Annotated in this window: 19 protein-coding genes and 1 other RNA gene; 14 read left to right on the forward strand and 6 right to left on the reverse strand. The window is 70.0% G+C overall.

Annotated features, from left to right (window positions below):
* Window positions 1–88: 88 nt before the first annotated feature.
* Window positions 89–185: signal recognition particle sRNA small type (gene ffs / locus ABE438_RS12690), an RNA gene on the reverse strand.
* 251 nt (window positions 186–436) lie between these two features.
* On the opposite strand from ffs, the gene rpmH reads away from it, so the two are divergent.
* From rpmH to ABE438_RS12735, 9 genes are all read left to right on the forward strand, one after another.
* Complete coding sequence (gene rpmH / locus ABE438_RS12695) at window positions 437–571, forward strand: 50S ribosomal protein L34 (RefSeq protein WP_038364779.1); 135 nt, start codon at window positions 437–439, stop codon at window positions 569–571.
* A gap of 56 nt (window positions 572–627) precedes the next feature.
* Window positions 628–1011, forward strand: coding sequence for a ribonuclease P protein component (rnpA, locus tag ABE438_RS12700; protein ID WP_346502987.1), 384 nt, complete (start codon window positions 628–630; stop codon window positions 1009–1011).
* Window positions 1012–1057: 46 nt separating this feature from the next.
* The gene (yidC, locus tag ABE438_RS12705) at window positions 1058–2953 is read left to right on the forward strand and encodes a membrane protein insertase YidC (protein ID WP_346503017.1); all 1896 of its coding nucleotides are present in this window, start codon (window positions 1058–1060) and stop codon (window positions 2951–2953) included.
* Between the two features lie 122 nt (window positions 2954–3075).
* The gene (locus tag ABE438_RS12710; RefSeq protein ID WP_346502988.1) at window positions 3076–3708 is read left to right on the forward strand and encodes a CatB-related O-acetyltransferase; all 633 of its coding nucleotides are present in this window, start codon (window positions 3076–3078) and stop codon (window positions 3706–3708) included.
* Window positions 3709–3717: 9 nt separating this feature from the next.
* Window positions 3718–4383, forward strand: a complete 666-nt coding sequence (gene yihA, locus ABE438_RS12715; RefSeq protein WP_346502989.1) for a ribosome biogenesis GTP-binding protein YihA/YsxC — start codon at window positions 3718–3720, stop codon at window positions 4381–4383.
* Window positions 4384–4473: 90 nt separating this feature from the next.
* Window positions 4474–5685 (forward strand): alpha/beta hydrolase family protein, encoded by a 1212-nt coding sequence (locus ABE438_RS12720; RefSeq protein ID WP_346502990.1) that lies wholly within the window; start codon window positions 4474–4476, stop codon window positions 5683–5685.
* 91 nt (window positions 5686–5776) lie between these two features.
* Complete coding sequence (locus tag ABE438_RS12725) at window positions 5777–6142, forward strand: DUF423 domain-containing protein (protein ID WP_346502991.1); 366 nt, start codon at window positions 5777–5779, stop codon at window positions 6140–6142.
* A gap of 100 nt (window positions 6143–6242) precedes the next feature.
* Window positions 6243–7139: an acetylglutamate kinase gene (argB, locus tag ABE438_RS12730; protein WP_346502992.1), complete on the forward strand. Its 897-nt coding sequence runs from the start codon at window positions 6243–6245 to the stop codon at window positions 7137–7139.
* Between the two features lie 109 nt (window positions 7140–7248).
* The gene (locus ABE438_RS12735; protein WP_346502993.1) at window positions 7249–8019 is read left to right on the forward strand and encodes a pyrimidine 5'-nucleotidase; all 771 of its coding nucleotides are present in this window, start codon (window positions 7249–7251) and stop codon (window positions 8017–8019) included.
* Window positions 8020–8032: 13 nt separating this feature from the next.
* On the opposite strand, the gene ABE438_RS12740 is transcribed toward ABE438_RS12735, so the two are convergent.
* Entirely contained in the window at window positions 8033–8323 is a 291-nt protein-coding gene (locus ABE438_RS12740; protein ID WP_346502994.1) for a hypothetical protein, read from the reverse strand.
* Between the two features lie 148 nt (window positions 8324–8471).
* Here ABE438_RS12740 and dapD point away from each other — a divergent pair, with 148 nt between their 5' ends.
* Window positions 8472–9314, forward strand: a complete 843-nt coding sequence (dapD, locus tag ABE438_RS12745) for a 2,3,4,5-tetrahydropyridine-2,6-dicarboxylate N-succinyltransferase (protein WP_346502995.1) — start codon at window positions 8472–8474, stop codon at window positions 9312–9314.
* A gap of 85 nt (window positions 9315–9399) precedes the next feature.
* On the opposite strand, the gene ABE438_RS12750 is transcribed toward dapD, so the two are convergent.
* Together ABE438_RS12750 and ABE438_RS12755 are read right to left on the reverse strand one after the other, a co-directional pair.
* Complete coding sequence (locus ABE438_RS12750) at window positions 9400–9951, reverse strand: DUF1269 domain-containing protein (RefSeq protein ID WP_346502996.1); 552 nt, start codon at window positions 9949–9951, stop codon at window positions 9400–9402.
* A 117-nt stretch (window positions 9952–10068) separates the two neighbouring features.
* Window positions 10069–11562 (reverse strand): MDR family MFS transporter, encoded by a 1494-nt coding sequence (locus ABE438_RS12755; RefSeq protein WP_346502997.1) that lies wholly within the window; start codon window positions 11560–11562, stop codon window positions 10069–10071.
* Between the two features lie 248 nt (window positions 11563–11810).
* On the opposite strand from ABE438_RS12755, the gene ABE438_RS12760 reads away from it, so the two are divergent.
* Window positions 11811–12605: a DeoR/GlpR family DNA-binding transcription regulator gene (locus ABE438_RS12760; RefSeq protein ID WP_346502998.1), complete on the forward strand. Its 795-nt coding sequence runs from the start codon at window positions 11811–11813 to the stop codon at window positions 12603–12605.
* A 101-nt stretch (window positions 12606–12706) separates the two neighbouring features.
* Entirely contained in the window at window positions 12707–14212 is a 1506-nt protein-coding gene (gene glpD, locus ABE438_RS12765; protein ID WP_346502999.1) for a glycerol-3-phosphate dehydrogenase, read from the forward strand.
* A gap of 19 nt (window positions 14213–14231) precedes the next feature.
* Here the strand turns inward: glpD and ABE438_RS12770 are convergent, their stop codons facing one another.
* The gene (locus ABE438_RS12770) at window positions 14232–14636 is read right to left on the reverse strand and encodes a VOC family protein (RefSeq protein WP_346503000.1); all 405 of its coding nucleotides are present in this window, start codon (window positions 14634–14636) and stop codon (window positions 14232–14234) included.
* A 42-nt stretch (window positions 14637–14678) separates the two neighbouring features.
* Window positions 14679–15164, reverse strand: a complete 486-nt coding sequence (locus ABE438_RS12775) for a MarR family winged helix-turn-helix transcriptional regulator (protein ID WP_346503001.1) — start codon at window positions 15162–15164, stop codon at window positions 14679–14681.
* A gap of 274 nt (window positions 15165–15438) precedes the next feature.
* Between ABE438_RS12775 and ABE438_RS12780 the strand changes: the two genes are divergently transcribed.
* A complete protein-coding gene (locus tag ABE438_RS12780; RefSeq protein WP_346503002.1) occupies window positions 15439–15969 on the forward strand; it encodes an isochorismatase family protein in 531 nt (176 codons plus the stop codon).
* Window positions 15970–15974: 5 nt separating this feature from the next.
* Window positions 15975–16610: a 2-hydroxychromene-2-carboxylate isomerase gene (locus ABE438_RS12785; RefSeq protein ID WP_346503003.1), complete on the forward strand. Its 636-nt coding sequence runs from the start codon at window positions 15975–15977 to the stop codon at window positions 16608–16610.
* Window positions 16611–16778 lie beyond the last annotated feature (168 nt).

Consider the following 16778-nt stretch of genomic DNA (forward strand, 5'->3'; position numbering starts at 1 on the left):
TTTCGCCAATCGCGGCGTGGCGGTCAACGCCACAGGCCGAATCCGGCGCGCCATGCCGGCGGATGCGCGGCCGGTCTCGCGAGCGCGAGGTGGGAGGCTGGACGAAGACCCGCTCGGTCTCGTTACGGCTGCTTCCTTCCGGACCTGACCGGGTTGGCGAGTGAAACGTCCCTCGCCAACCTCCCGCCCGCTATATCGACGCTCGCGCGCCGAAGCGCAAGCCGGCTCGTGCGGCTTATCTGCGGGAAAACCGGCGCTGCGACGCCGGCGCGCAGGCGGTTCGGCATTGACTCGGTCCGATCCATCCGCCATAAGCCCGCGACCTGTGCTGCCGGACCGGCGGCATGGACCCATTTTGCACGACAGGCTCGGTCGGCCCTGGCTTTCCTTTCGGAAGCCGTGCCTGTCGCGCCGGATGACGCCCCGGAGACGGACCGTGAAGAGAACCTACCAACCCAGCAAGCTGGTGCGTAAGCGCCGTCACGGCTATCGCGCCCGCATGGCGACGAAGGGCGGCCGCAAGGTCATCGCCGCCCGTCGCGCCCACGGCCGCAAGCGCCTGTCGGCTTGATGGACGAAAAGGCGCGCGAGCTCTGCGCGCCCGTTTCGGAAGACAGGCAAACCGCCATGCGCCTCGCCCGTCTGACGCAACGTAAGGAATTCCTCGCGGCGGCCGAGCACGGCCGCCGTTTTCGTTCGTCGGCCTTCACCGCCCAGGTGCGGGACCGCGCGGACGTCGAGGAGGCCGGCCCGGGCCTGCGACTGGGGCTCACCGCCTCGCGCAAGACCGGGAACGCCGTCGTGCGCAACCGCATCCGGCGCCGCCTGCGCGCCGCCGCCGCCCAGGCGCTCGCGGCGCAGACGCAGCGCGCCTGCGATCTGGTGATCGTCGCGCGGCCCGAGACGGTCTCCGCCGACTTCTCCGTCCTGCTCGCCGATCTCGCCGTCGCGATCGACCGTGCCCGCCCTGCCGGCGGCAAACGCCGCCAGCCATCCCGCAAAGCCTCGTAGAAGCCCCTTCAAACGGGCCGCCACAGAGACCGCTTCCGAGACGATGATGAAAGAAGACAACCGCAACCTGCTCCTCGCGATCGTGCTGTCGGTGGTCGTACTGCTCGGCTGGCAGTTCTTCTACGGCGCGCCCCAGATGGAGAAGCAGCGCCAGATCGCGCAGCAGAACCAGCAGACTCAGAGCCAGCAGCCGCCGGCGCCCGGCACGGTGCCGACGCCTTCGGCCACGCCGGGAGCCCCCGGCGCCCCGGCCGCCACGCCCGGCCAGCCTTCGGCCGTGCCGGCTGCCGCCGGCGCGGTCGAGACCCGCGACGCCGCGCTGGCCCGCAGCCCGCGCGTGCGCATCGAGACCCCGAAGATCGCCGGCTCGATCGCGCTGACCGGCGCCCGCATCGACGATGTCTCGCTGAAGGCCTATCACGAGACGGTCGACCCCAAGAGCCCGATCATCGTGCTGCTCTCGCCTGCCGGCGGCCCGCACGCCTATTACTCCGATTTCGGCTGGGTCGCGGCGCCGGGCACCAATGTGCCGCTGCCGAGCGCCACCACGCTCTGGACCGCCGACAGCGAGGTCCTGACGCCCGCCAAGCCGGTGACGCTGACCTGGGACAACGGCCAGGGCCTGCTGTTCAAGCGCACCGTCTCGGTCGACGACAATGCGATGTTCTCGATTCGCGACGAGGTCGAGAACAAAAGCGCCGCCGCGGTCACGCTGTTCCCCTACGGGCAGGTCGTGCGCGTCGGCCGCCCGGCCACGCTCGGCTACTACGTGCTGCATGAGGGCCTGATCGGCTCGCTCGGCGACAAGGGCCTGCAGGAGTTCACCTACGACGCCATCGACAAGGAGCCGGCCCTCGGCGCCGCGACGCATGGCAAGACCTGGAAGGACGTGGTCGGCGGCTTCGTCGGTATCACCGACAAGTACTGGGCCGCGGCCGTCGTGCCAGACCAGAATCGCAAATACGAGGGCCGCTACTCCTCAGTGCAGAGCGGCGCCCAGCGCATCTACCAGGCCGACTTCCTCGGCGAGCCGGTCGCGATCGCGCCCGGTGCCTCCGCGGCGGCCGATTCGCGCCTGTTCGCCGGGGCCAAGGAAGTCGCGGCCATCGACGGCTACGAGAAGAATCTCGGCATCAAGCGCTTCGAGCTGCTGATCGACTGGGGCTGGTTCTACTTCATCACCAAGCCCATGTTCTACCTGATGGACTGGGTCTACAAGCATGTCGGCAATTTCGGCATCGCGATCCTGGTCGTCACCGTCCTGCTGAAGCTGCTGTTCTTCCCGCTGGCCAACAAGTCCTACGCCTCGATGGCGAAGATGAAGGCCGTCCAGCCGGAGATGATGGCGATCCGCGAGCGCTACGCGGACGACAAGATGAAGCAGCAGCAGGCGCTGATGGAGCTGTACAAGAGCCACAAGATCAACCCGCTCGCCGGCTGCTGGCCGGTGCTGGTGCAGATCCCGGTCTTCTTCGCGCTCTACAAGATCCTGTTCATCACCATCGAGATGCGTCACGCGCCGTTCTTCGGCTGGATTCGCGATCTCGCCGCGCCGGACCCGACCTCGGTCTTCAACCTGTTCGGCCTGCTGCCCTTCGCGGTGCCCGCCTTCCTAATGATCGGCGCCTGGCCCATCATCATGGGCATCACGATGTTCGTGCAGATGAAGATGAATCCGGAGCCGCCGGATCCGATCCAGAAGGCGATGTTCACCTGGATGCCGGTGTTCTTCACCTTCCTGCTCGGCTCGTTCCCGGCCGGCCTGGTGATCTACTGGAGCTGGAACAACCTGCTCTCGATCCTCCAGCAGGGCTACATCATGCGCAAGCATGGCGTGAAGATCGAGCTCTGGGACAACATCAAGAACATGTTCGGCAAGAAGAAGCCGGCCGTGGCCGCGGCGGGGACGACGCCCAAGCCCGCCAACAGCAACAAGAAGTGAGGTGGGCGGCCTTCCGGCCGCTGCTTCACCGACGATTTCAGCGGGCCGCTCCCCAAGGGGCGGCCCGTTTCTCATCCGGGCGGTCGCACCGCCCGCAGGCCGCGACGACGGGGAGCCATGCCATGCCCTTGCCGGACCCGATGACCCGCCATCCGATCCCCGGTTGGAAGGGCACCGCCTTCCTCAAGGCGATCGTCGACCATCCGCTGGTCGAGGTCGGCGACTATTCCTACTACGACGACTCGCGCGGGCCCGAGCACTTCCTCGCCCGCTGCGTGCGCTACCATTTCGATTTCATCGGCGACCGGCTGATCATCGGGAAGTTCGTGGCGATCGCCCAGGCGGCGCAGTTCGTGATGAACGGCGCCAACCATCCGATGGGCGGCTTCTCGACCTTTCCCTTCGGCATGATCGGCTGCGAGGAGGCGCCGCCGATGACGCCAGAGCGGCTCGCGCTGCGCGGCGACATGGTGATCGGCAATGATGTCTGGATCGGCCGCGAGGCGGTGATCATGCCGGGGGTCACCATCGGTGACGGCGCGATCATCGGCACGCGGGCCCAGGTGGCGCGCGACGTGCCGCCCTATGCGGTGGTGGTCGGCAATCCCGGCCGGGTGGTGAAGCTGCGCTTTGCGCCGGAGGTGATCGCGGCCCTGCTCGATATCCGCTGGTGGGACTGGGCGCCGGAGAAGATCGCCCGCAATCTCGCGCTGATCGCCGGCGCCGACATCGACGCGCTGCGCGCGGCCGTGTAGGCAGGGGCCATGACCGAGAACACCAGCACGCCATTCACCGAGGACGAGCTCGAGACCGCCCGCAAGCTCTTCGAGGGGCCGTGGGACTTCGTCTGGGCCTCGACCCGGATCGACGACCTGCCGCCGATGGTCGGGCACGAGATCGCCTTCGCCGGCCGCTCCAATGTCGGCAAGTCGAGCCTGATCAATGCGCTGACCCGCCGCAACGCCCTGGCGCGGACCTCGCACACGCCCGGCCGCACCCAGCAGCTCAACTTCTTCCGCCAGGTCGACCATGACGAGCGCCTGAGCATCGTCGACATGCCGGGCTACGGCTATGCCGCGGTCGGCAAGGACAAGGTCGCAGCCTGGACCAAGCTGATCCACGACTATCTGCGCGGCCGCGCCAACCTCATGCGCGTCTACGTGCTGATCGACGCCCGCCACGGCATCAAGGAGGTCGACGGAGCCGTGCTGGAGACGCTCGACAAGGCAGCGGTCTCCTACCAGATCGTGCTGACCAAGGGCGACGCGCTCAAGCCCTCCGAGCAGCAGGCGCGCATCGAGGCGACGCGCGAGGCGATCCGCCGCCGCCCGGCCGCCTTCCCCGAAGTGCTGCTGACCTCCAGCGAGAGCGGGCTCGGCGTCGCCGAGCTGCGCGCGGCCATCGCCCGCATCCTGTTCGAGCGCAGCTGAGCGCGCCGCGTCATCGAAATTTTACGCTCGCGGGCGGATGATCGCGGGCTGCCGGGCGTGCCACCGGTGCCGATCCGCCCGGAGTTCGTCATGCATGCCGTTTTCCGCCTGCTGAGCTGCTGCCTCGTCCTGGCCGCGCTGGCCGTCTTCGGCTGGTCGCGCCAGGCCGTCGCGCAGGACTGGACGCCCGCGGCCTCGGGCGTCGAATACCAGCTCCTCGCCCGCTGGGACGCCGAGCGGCTGAACAGCATCCTGACGAAGGACATGCCGGCCTTCTCCGGCCTGTCGGTGAGCTATACCCCGGCCAGCAGCGCCATCCGCCTCTACCGCGTGCGCTATGCCTCGGTGATTCCCGAGCGCGGCAACCGGCCGACCGTCGCGACCGGCCTCGTCGCCGTGCCCGAGGGCGCGACGGGGCGCCTGCCGCTGCTCTCTTACCAGCACGGCACGGTCTATGGCCGCCAGCAGGTGCCCTCCTATCCCGATCAGTCCTCCGAGACGCAGCTGATGCTCGCCCAGTTCGCCGGGCAGGGCTATGTCGTCATCGGCGCCGACTATTTCGGGCTCGGCGATTCGCCTGAGGCCGAGGGCTATGTCGTCAAGGCCAGCCACCAGCAGGCGACGCACGACATGCTGGTCGCGTCGCGGGCGGTGCTCGCGGCGCTCAAGGTCGAGACCGGCGATCTCTTCCTCGCCGGCTGGTCGCAGGGCGGCTTCGTCACCATGGCGATGCTGGAGAAGCTCGAGGCGGCCGGTATTGCGGTCAAGGCCGCGGCGACGGCGAGCGCGCCGGTCGATGTCTTCGCCGCGCTGAACGGGTTCCTGAGCTTCCCGCGCAAGATCGACGCCTCTTGGGTGTCGACCCTGTTCATCCTCTCCTCCTTCTCCTTCGAGCACTATTACGGCGTGCCAGGCCTCGCCCGCTCGCTGCTGGCGGAGGCGCATTACGACGCCGCCCGGCGCGCCTATGAGCGGAAGCCCGTCGAGGCCTCCGAGATCCCGACCGACCTCAAGGTCCTGATCCGGCCGGAGTATTTCGACCCGCAGTTCTTCGCCGAATCGGCCTATGGCCGGCTCGTCGCAGCGACGCAGTCCTATCGCTGGGTGGTGAAGACGCCGGTGCGCAACTATTACGGCGAGACCGACGAGGTGATCCGCACCGAGCTCGGCCGGCTGGCGATGACCTATCAGCAGAGCATCGGCAACCAGGCGGTCGAGGCGGTCTCGACCGGCCAGACCAGCCATCGCGGCACCTATGCCACCGCCGCCCCGCAGTGGAAGCGCTGGTTCGACGGGCGCTGAGGCACTGCGCCGCCGCGTCGCGGCAGGGCGGGCTTGCCTTCGCGGCCGCGCCGGGGTCTAGCGAAAGGGCCCCCGCCGCGAAAGGCCGAGCATGAGCGCAGCCCGCATCCACCTGACCCTCGCAGCCCTGATGGGGCTGGCCGGCGTCGCCCTGCTCGCCGCCTCCACCCATGTCACCGGCACCGCCAATGTCGGGCTGGCCGGGCAGATGCTGCTCTTCCACGCGCCGGTGGTCTTCGGCGCGACGGTGGCGCGCAAGGCCGGCCATCTCGCCGATCTCGCCGCGCGGATCGCGCTCAGCGCCATCATCCTCGGCGCCTGCCTGTTCGCGGCCGATCTGTCGCGGCGCGGCTTTTCGGGCGTGGCGCTGTTCCCGCGCGCCGCGCCGACCGGCGGCTGGTTCATGCTCATGGGCTGGCTCGGCCTGGCGCTCTCGGCGGCCGTCCGGCGCGGCTGAACAGAGCGCGAATGTGGCCGGGGTGCTTCCTCCGCCCGGCGTCTTCCGCTAGAAGCCGCAGCCGGCGCGGCCGCCTTCCGCGTCCTCGCGGAGCCCGTCCATGACCACGCCCCACAATCTCACGCCCTCGCAAGCCGCCGATCTGCTGGTCCAGGCCCTGCCGCACATGCAGCGCTACGACCAGGAGGTGATCGTCATCAAATACGGCGGCAACGCCATGGGTGACGCGGCCACCGCCGAGGACTTCGCCGAGGACGTCGTGCTGCTAGAGCAGTCCGGCCTCAAGCCGGTGGTCTGCCATGGCGGCGGCCCGCAGATCGCCCGCATGCTCGACAAGCTGGGCATCAAGTCCGAGTTCAAGCAGGGCCTGCGCGTCACCGACGCCGCCACCGTCGACGTGGTCGAGATGGTGCTGGCCGGCTCGGTCAACAAGGAGATCGTCGGCTACATCTCGCGCGAGGGCGGCAAGGCGATCGGGCTCTGCGGCAAGGACGGCAACATGGTCGTCGCCCGCAAGGCGACCCGCACCATCGTCGATCCCGATTCCAAGATCGAGCAGGTGCTCGACCTCGGTTTCGTCGGCGAGCCCGACAAGGTCGACACAAGCGTGCTCGACTCGGTGCTGAAGGCGGAGCTGATCCCCGTCCTGGCGCCGGTCTGCGCCGGGGCGGACGGCCAGACCTACAACGTCAACGCCGATACCTTCGCAGGCGCGATCGCCGGCGCGCTCAACGCCAAGCGCCTGCTGCTGCTGACCGACGTGCCGGGCGTGCTCGACAAGAACAAGACGCTGATCCCGGAGCTGACGGTCGAGCAGTGCCGCCGGCTGATCGCGGACGGCACCATCTCCGGCGGCATGATCCCGAAGATCGAGACCTGCATCTACGCGCTGGAAAAGGGCGTCGAGGCGGTGGTGATCCTCGACGGCAAGGTACCGCATGCGGCGCTGATCGAGCTGTTCACCGACACCGGCTCGGGCACTATCATCCGGATGTGAGCGGCACGGCCGCCGCCGCGTCCCGCGGACGGCGGCCATCGCAACGAGTTCGCAAGAACCTTGCCCGAAGCTTGCATGTCCTGATGGCGACCCCACATGACATGCCCCGATGATACAGAACAACGCACCGTCCGCCGCTCAGCTTCCGCCGCGGCTCCTGCCGCAGGAGGCGTTCGGGCATGTCGATCACTGGATCTTCGACCTCGACAACACGCTCTACTCGCATGAGGCGCGCGTCTGGCCGCAGGTCGACGAGCGCATCACGCTCTTCCTCGGCGAGCTCTTCGGGCTCGACGGCATGTCCTCGCGCGCGCTGCAGAAATACTATTACCAGCGCTACGGCACGACGCTGAAGGGGCTGATGGAGGAGCACCGGATCGATCCGGACGACTTCCTCGCCTTCGCCCACGAGATCGACCTCTCGCTGCTCGATCCCAACCCCGTGCTGGGCGAGGCGATCGCCGCGCTGCCGGGCCGCAAGCTGATCCTGACCAACGGCTCGCGCGGCCATGCCGAAAACGTCGCCGGCAAGCTCGGTATCCTGAACCATTTCGAGGACATCTTCGACATCGTCAATGCCGGCTTTACGCCCAAGCCCGAGCGCTCGACTTACGAGACCTTCCTCGCCAAGCACGCGGTCGATCCGGCCCGCGCCGCGATGTTCGAGGATATCGAGCGCAACCTGATCGTGCCGAGCGCGATGGGGATGAAGACCGTGCTGATCGTGCCGCGCACGCCCGACCCCTTCCGCGAGGCCTGGGAGCAGGCGGCGGTCGAGGCCGGCCATGTGCATTTCGTCACCGACGATCTCGCCGGCTTCCTCTCGCCGCTGACGCGCCCGGGCGAGGCCGTCCCGGTCGCCGGTCCGCCGGTGGCTTGAGCGGCGCGCCGGCTCAATCGTCCCAGAGCGAGCCGCTGCGGCAGCGATAGCCGACCATGCATTGCGGCGTGTCACGCGTCGGCACGAAGGCTGGGTCGATGAACTCGTCGATCTGGCAGAAGCTGCGGTCGCGCACGAAGCGGTCATAGGTGAAGCCGCCCGTGCCCAGCACAACCGCGCCGCGCGCCGCCACCATCTGCCGGCTGGCCTCGCAACTCATCGCCGGCGTCTGTGGTCGCGCCTGCGCGAGGGCGCCGGCCGTGCCGGCGAGCAGGAGAACGAGTGTGCAGATGAGACGGCGCATGGCGATGTCCTCGAGGTGGGATCGGCAATCCCGGGATCGGCTGCCCTTGTAACACGCGCGCGGGCCCTGCGTTCCGGCAGCGCTTGACGCCGCCGCCGGCATCCGCCATCGCCTCCTGACGACCTCACGACACCGCCGGAGTGCCCCGATGTCCATGACCGATCTTGCCGCCACCATCGACGCCGCCTGGGAGAACCGGGCCGAGATCGGCCTGTCGACCAAGGGCGCGGTGCGCGACGCCGTCGAGCAGGTCATCGAGATGCTCGACGCCGGCAAGGCCCGCGTCGCCGAGAAGCAGGGCGACGACTGGGTCGTCAACCAGTGGCTCAAGAAGGCGGTGCTGCTCTCCTTCCGCCTCAACGACAACGTCGTCATGGCCAACGGGCCGGGCGAAGGCGTGTTCTGGGACAAGGTCCCGTCGAAGTTCGAGGGCTGGGGCGAGAACCGCTTCCGCGCCGCCGGTTTCCGCGTCGTGCCGCCGGCCGCGGCGCGCAAGGGCGCCTTCATCGCCTCGGGCGTCGTGCTGATGCCGTCCTTCGTCAATATCGGCGCGTATGTCGACAGCGGCACCATGGTCGATACCTGGGCGACGGTCGGTTCCTGCGCGCAGATCGGCAAGAACGTGCATCTCTCGGGCGGCGTCGGCATCGGCGGCGTGCTCGAGCCCCTGCAGGCCAACCCGACCATCATCGAGGACAACTGCTTCATCGGCGCCCGTTCCGAGGTGGTCGAGGGCGTGATCGTCGGCGAGGGCTCGGTGCTCTCCATGGGCGTCTTCCTGTCGGCCTCGACCAAGATCATCGACCGCGCCACCGGCCAGGTCCATGTCGGCAAGGTGCCGCCCTATTCGGTCGTGGTGCCGGGCGCGCTGCCGGGCAAGCCGCTGCCGGACGGCACTCCCGGCCCGTCGCTCGCCTGCGCCGTCATCGTCAAGACGGTCGACGCCCAGACCCGCGCCAAGACCGGCATCAACGAGTTGCTGCGCGACTGACGCAGCCGGCGCGAGCGCCGCAAAGCAAAGGGGCGGTCCCGCGCGGGACCGCCCCTGTTTCGTTCTGGCGGGCTGCTGCCGGCGATCAGGTCGCGGGCGCCGGGTCCGCCGCGCCGCCCGGCGTGGCGGTGGCCGGCGCCGCCTGCACGGCCGGGGAGGCGGCCAGCGCGTCGCGCAGCTTCTGCTCCTGGGTGTGGTCGAGCGAGGTCTTCATCACTACGCCGCCCGAGCCCTTGATCGCTTCCAGAACCTTGTCGCCCGTGACCTTCTGCACCAGGACGAACAGAGCCGCATTGCCGGGCTGCAGGCTGGAGGAGAGCTCCTTCATGAACTGGTCGTTGACGCCGTAATCGGTCAGCGCGCCGCCGAGCGCGCCCGAGGCGGCGCCGATCGCCGCGCCAAAGATCGGCATCAGGAAGATCGCGCCGATCAGCAGGCCCCAGAAGCCGCCGGACGCCGCGCCGAGCGCGGTGGTGTTGAGCAGCTGGTTCAGCTTCACCTTGCCGTCGTCGTGCATCACCGCGATGGCGGCGTCACCGATCTGGATCAGGTACTGCTTCTGCAGGTCGAAGAGCTTCAGGCGCATCTCCTCGGCCTTGGCCTCGGTCGGATAGACGATGACGACGAGATCGGACATTGCGGGCCTCCGGCTACGGGCAGCGGATCCTGTCGCGGGTTTGCGACGGCTCTGCGACCATACTGCCGCCGAGCATGCTGCCAACCGCCGGGTTCCGGCAAGGTTCCATGGCTGCGGCTATTCGGCCGCGACCTCGCGCGCCGCCTGCACCGCATTGCCGCGCAGCGGCAGTTCCTTCATCCGCAGCAGGAAGAACAGCGCCAGCGCGAACCCGGCGAAGGTCGCGGCGAAGACGTACTGGAACAGCCGGACCATGGTCTCGCGCGCCACGCTGCCGAGCTGCAGCGCCTCGGCGTGGAGGCCGGGCCCGCTCGCCCCGATGCCGCCGATCACGATCGCGCCGAACACCGCCACGATCAGCGCGCCGCCGATCTGGCGGAAGAAATTGGCGGTGGCGGTCGCGGTGCCGAGCTGGTGCAGCGGCACCGCGTTCTGGATCGAGACCGTCGCCACCGGCAGCAGCATGCCGAAGCCGACGCTGATCACGCCGAGCAGCAGGCAGAAGGCGACGAGCGGCAGGCGCCCTGCGAAGGCGATCAGCACCGCCGTGCCGAGGAGCGCGACGCAGAGCCCGGCCACCGGCACGCGCTTGTAGTGCACCAGCCGGGTCAGCGCACGGCCCGAGCTGGTGGCGCCGATCACCGTGCCGCAGGTCAGCGGCAGCAGGCCGAGGCCCGAGCGCGCCGCCGACAGCCCCGCCACCGTCTCGAAATACAGCGGCAGGTAGATGGTCAGCCCGATGAAGGTGCCCATGCCGAAGCCGGCGGCGATCGTGCCGTGGCGCACCACGGGATTGGCGAGGATGGCGAGCGGGATCAGCGGCTCCCGCGCTGTCCGCAGGCGCCAGCCGAAGCAGGCCCAGAGCAGAGCCGAGCCGGCGACGAGGCCGAGGATCTGCGGCGAGCCCCAGGGGAAGCGCACCCCGCCCCAGGACAGCGCCAGCAGCAGCGTCATGGTCGCGCCGGTCATCAGCAGCGCGCCCAGCACGTCGAGCGCATGCCGGCGCTCATGGCGCGGCAGGCGGCGCAGCGCCCGGTCGGTCATCAGATAGGCGAGCAGGCCGAGCGGCAGATTGATCCAGAAGATCACCGACCAGTGCAGCGTCTCGGCGATCAGCCCGCCCAGCACCGGGCCGAGCAGCGAGGAGGAGAAGAACACGCTGGCGATGTAGACCTGATAGCGTCCGCGCTCGCGCGGCGGCACCATGTCGCCGATGATGGTCTGCGCCAGCGCGATCAGCCCGCCGCCGCCGAGCCCCTGCAGGAAGCGCGCGACCACCAGCAGCCAGAGCGAGGGCGCCAGCGCGCAGGCGGCCGATCCGAGCACGAAGATCACGATGCCGCCCAAGAGCACGACGCGCCGGCCGTGGATGTCGGCGAGCTTGCCGTAGAGCGGCGTCACCGCCGTCGAGGCGAGCAGGTAGGAGGTCACCACCCAGGGCAGATGGGTGACGTCGCCGAGCTCGCGCCCGATCGTCGGCATCGCGGTGGCGACGATGGTCTGGTCGAGCGCCGCCAGGAACATGGCGAGCATGATCCCCAGCATGATCTTGCGGATATCGGCATGGGAGAGGGCGGCCTGAGTCGGCTGGGTCTCGGCGCGCTGGTCCATGCGGTGTCCGTGGCGGGGAAGAGGGCGGGGAGCGTGCCCGGACAATAGGGAGCCGCACGGGCCCGGGCCAGACGATCCGCCGCAGGGCCGCCCGGCTCGCAGGGCGGGTCATCATGGCGCGACTGTGGCGGATCGTGTCGCGCCGCACGCCGGGTCTTGTGGCGGACCGGCCGGGCAGGCGAGGATGGTGCCCTGCCCGCCCCGTCCGCGCGACAGGCGGGCCGGCCTGCCGCCGAGGAGTTTTCGCCATGGACAGTCTCACCCCGCGCCAGCGCGAGATCGTGGCGCTGGCGCGCGAGCAGGGGCGTGTCGGCGTCGAGGAGCTCTCTGCCCGCTACGGCGTCAGCCTCCAGACCATCCGCAAGGACCTGAACCAGCTCTGCGCCATGCGCGCGATGTCGCGCGTCCATGGCGGGGCTGTGGTGGCCTCCAGCATCGAGAACCTCGCCTATGAGGCGCGCCGCTTCATTGCGCCGGACGAGAAGGCGGCGATCGGCAGGGCGGCCGCCGCGCTGATTCCCGACGGCTCCTCGCTCTTCCTCAACATCGGCACCACGACGGAGGAGGTGGCGCGGGCGCTGGCAAACCATTCGGGCCTGCTGGTCATCACCAACAACCTGCATGTCGCGACGCTGCTCTATCCGCACCCGCATATCGAGGTGATCGTCGCCGGCGGCGCGGTGCGCCGCTCGGATGGCGGGGTGGTCGGGGCTTCGGCGGTCGAGCTGATCCGCCAGTTCAAGGTCGACTATGCGGTAATCGGCACCTCCGCCATCGACGAGGAGGGCACGCTGCTCGACTACGACCATCAGGAGGTCAAGGTGGCGCAGGCGATCATCGGCAATGCCCGCCGCCGCATCCTCGTCGCCGACGCCAGCAAGCTCAGCCGCGCCGCGCCCGTGCGCATCGCCCATCTGCGCGATCTCGACGTCTTCGTCACCGACCGGCTCGCCTCGGAGCGCCTGCGCGCGCTGTGCCGTGCGGAGGAGGTGGCGGTGGTCGAGGCGCTCACCGCGGCGCATGCCGACGATACGGTCGCTTGAGTTTCGCTTTCAGTTTCGTTTCTGGTTGATCGAAACTCGATTTCGCGCTATCAGCGGCGATACGGGCCGGCTGTCTCGTGCCCGTGGTCAGGGAGGGCGTCGTGCCGGAGGCTGTGTTCGATGTCGCCATCATCGGCGGCGGGGTGAATGGCTGCGGCATCGCGCGCGATGCGGCCGGCCGCGGCGCCTCGGTCGTGCTGTTCGAGCAGGGCGACCTCGCCGGCGCCACCTCTTCGGCCTCGACCAAGCTGATCCATGGCGGCCTGCGTTATCTCGAGCATTACGAGTTCCGGCTGGTGCGCGAGGCGCTGGCCGAGCGCGAGGTGATCTGGCGGGCCGCGCCGCATATCGTCTGGCCGCTGCGCTTCGTGCTGCCGCATCACGAGGGCCTGCGCCCGCGCTGGCTGCTGCGGCTCGGCCTGTTCCTCTACGACCATCTCGGCGGCCGCAAGCTCCTGCCCGCGACCCGCAGCCTCGACCTGCGCCGCGACGAGACGGGCCTGCCGCTGCAGCCGCGCTTCCGCCACGGCTTCGAATATTCCGACTGCTGGGTGCAGGACGCCCGCCTCGTCGTGCTCGCCGCCCGCGATGCTGCCGATCGCGGCGCCCGCATCCTGACCCGCACCCGCGTCACCGGCGCCCGGCGCGACGGCCATGTCTGGGTCGTCGAGACCCGCGACGCCGACGGCGTCGTCGGCGCGGTCAGGGCCCGGGCGCTGGTCAACGCCGCCGGCCCCTGGGTCGCGGACATGCTGAACGGCATCCTGGCCCGGCATCGCCCGGCGGCGGTGCGGCTCGTCCAGGGCAGCCATATCGTGGTGCCGCGGCTCTATGCGCATGACCGCTGCTACATCTTCCAAAACGGCGACGGCCGCATCGTCTTCGCGATCCCCTATGAGGACGACTTCACGCTGATCGGCACCACCGACCGCGACTATGCCGGCGATCCGGCGGCGGTGGCGGCGAGCGAGGAGGAGATCGGCTATCTCTGCGCCGCGGCGAGCGAGTATTTCCGCCAGCCGGTGCGGCGCGAGGACGTGGTCTGGACCTATTCCGGCGTGCGCCCGCTCTATGACGACGGCGCCAGCAAGGCGCAGGAGGCGACGCGCGACTATGTGCTCGTGCTCGACGACGAGGGCGGCCAGCCGCCGCTGCTCTCGGTGTTCGGCGGCAAGATCACCACGGCGCGGCGCCTCGCCGAGGCGGCGATCGCCAAGCTCGCGCCGAGGGTCAGGGCGCTGAAGGCCCCGGCCTGGACCGCGACGGCCCCGCTGCCGGGTGGCGACTTCCCGGTCGACGGCTTCGACGCGCTGGTCGCCAGCCTGCGGGCCGGCCGGCCCTGGCTGCCGGCGGCGCTCGCCCGGCGGCTTGCCCGCGCCTACGGGACCCGCACCGAGGCGATGCTCGGCGACGCCGCGGCGCTGGCCGATCTCGGCGAGGTCTTCGGCGCCGACCTCACGGCGCGCGAGGTCGATTGGCTGATGGGCCGCGAATGGGCGGTCACCGCCGAGGACGTGCTGTTCCGGCGCGGTAAGCTCGGCCTGCGCCTCGACGCCGGGCAGCGCGCGGCGCTCGAAGACTATATGGCCGCTCGCCGCGCGCGCTGAAGGCTCGGGACCGGGCCCGTCAGGACTGGACGGCGCCCGGGTCCATCCACATCACCTCCCAGACATGGCCGTCCGGGTCGCGGAAGCCGTGCCCGTACATGAAGCCGTGGTCCTGCGGCGCGTTGTAGGTCGTCCCGCCGGCCGCGACGGCCTTGGCGACGATGGCGTCGACGGCCTCGCGGCTCTCGCGCGACAGGCAGATCAGCGTCTCGACCGACTGGGTCGTGTCGGTGATCGGCTTCGGCGAGAAGCTCGCGAACTTCTCGTGGGTCAGCAGCATCACGAAGATCGTCTCGCTGATCACCATGCAGGCGGCGGTCTCGTCGGTGAATTGCGGGTTGTTGCGGAAGCCGATCGCCTCGAAGAAGGCGATCGCCCGCGGCAGGTCCTTCACCGGCAGGTTCACGAAGATCATCTGGGGCATGGGGGTCTCCTCCTTGGGGGCGGCGGGGTTCGGTATGCGGGGTCAGGCGGTGGCCGCCGGCGCCGACAGGGCGTTCAGCGCGGCGCGCAGCTCGCCCGGCCCGCCATGGCCCTCCAGCCGCTCGTCGAGGCCGGCATGGCTGCCGGCCCAGCTCGGCAGCGCCGCGGCGAGCAGCGCCTGTCCCTGCGCGGTGAGCACCAGCCGGCGGCTGCGGCGATCGGCCGGATCGGTCTCGACCAGCACGAGGCCGCGCCGCTCCAGCGGCTTCAGCGCCGCGGTCAGCGTGGTGCGGTCCATGCCGAGCAACTGCGCGACGGGGCCGATCGGCGGCGGCTCGGGACGGTTCAGCGACATCAGGAGCGAGAATTGCTGGTTGGTCAGCGCGAAGGGGCGCAGCGCCTCGTCGAATAGGCGGGCGACCGAGCGCGCGGCGCGTTGCAAATGGAGGCACAGGCAATGGTCGCGGACATGGAGCGTCGTGGCGAAGGGGACTGGCCGCTGCGTCCCCGACTCAGGCGATTTTGACATGATCGATTCATGTTGATATCAACTTAAAATGTCAAGGCCGGGATCGTCGATCTCCGCGCGACGGGCGGCGCGCGCTGGCGCCCCGGTTCCGCGCGGCTTTCCCGGCGGCCGATGGCGCGCATAGGGTCGGTGGGATGCCCGCCTCCCGCGGGAGACGGGCTTGGGGCGCGCCTCGCGGCCGGAGTGTCGGGCGGCCGGCTTGATCGCCGGGCACCTTCGCGGTCATGCTGCGCGCGCGGCGCCCGCTTCGGCGCGCCGCCTGCCGGAGGATGGCATGGCGCTGATGGAGGCCGCGCGCTCGCGGCTGCTGGTGATCGATTTCCAGGACAGGCTGATGCCGGCGATCCGCGACGGCGAGGCGGTGCTCGCCCAGGCGCGGCGGCTGGTCGAGGCGGCGCGCCTGCTGGCGGTCCCGGTCCTGGTGACCGAGCAGAGCCCGGCCAAGCTCGGCCGCACCGTCGCCGGCCTCGGCTGGAGCGGGCCGGTGGTCGAGAAGACCAGTTTCGACAGCGGCGCCGCGCCGGCCTTCCAGGCGGCCGTCGCCGGCGACGAGGACCTCGTGGTCTGCGGCTGCGAGAGCCATGTCTGCGTGCTGCAGACGGTGCTGGGCCTCCTGGCCCAGGGCCGGCGGGTGCGGCTGGTGCAGGATGCGGTCGGGTCTCGTGCGGCCGAGAGCAAGGCCGTGGCGCTGGAGCGCCTGGCGCGTCATGGCGCCGACGTCGTCACCACCGAGATGGTGCTGTTCGAATGGCTGCGCGATGCCGGCCATCCGCAGTTCCGCGCCGTCTCCCGGCTGATCCGGTGACGGCGATGGCTGCGCCTGCGCTCTGGTATTTCGACATTGTCTCGCCCTTCGCGCATATCGCGCTGGCGCGGCTCGACGCGGTGCTCGCCGGCCGGCCCGTGCGCCTGCGCCCGGTGGTGCTCGGCGCGCTGTTGAAGCACTGGGGCCAGCTCGGCCCGGCCGAGATCGCGCCGAAGCGGCTGCACACCTACAGGCTGGCGCTGCATACCGCGCGGCAGCAGGGCGTCACGCTGCGCTTCCCGCCCGGACATCCGTTCAACCCGCTGCCGATGCAGCGCCTCCTGACCGCGCTGGAGGGCGAGGCGGAGGCGGTGCGCACCGCCTTCCGCCTGGTCTGGGGCGAGGGGCGCGACGCCGGCGATCCGGCGGTGCTGGCCGCGGTCGCGGCCGCGGCGGGCCAGCCCGAGGCGGTCGAGGCCATCGCCTATCAGAGCGTCAAGGACCAGCTGCGCCAGACGACGGAGGAGGCGATCGCCGCCGGGGTCTTCGGCGTGCCGAGCCTGGTGGTCGACGGCGAGGTCTTCTGGGGCGCCGACGCCATGGCGCTGGCCGGCGACTATCTCGCCGACCCGTCCCTGTTCGCGCGGGGCGAGATGGCGCGGCTCGCTGCGCTGCCGGCTTCTGTCCAGCGCCGGCTCTGATCCTCGCATATGCGCCCATGAAGAAGGCTCCGTCGCTTGGCGCCGGAGCCTTTGGTGTTTTGGGCGGTGGTTTCGCCGCCGGGTCTGCGTGTGTTCGTCAGAGGGGTTTCTTGATGGCCTTTGCGATGATTCCGATGATGCCCTCGCGGAATGTGAGGACGCAGATGA

This window comes from Allobosea sp. TWI1241, from assembly GCF_039673065.1.
In the GTDB taxonomy this organism is placed as follows: Bacteria; Pseudomonadota; Alphaproteobacteria; order Rhizobiales; family Beijerinckiaceae; genus Allobosea.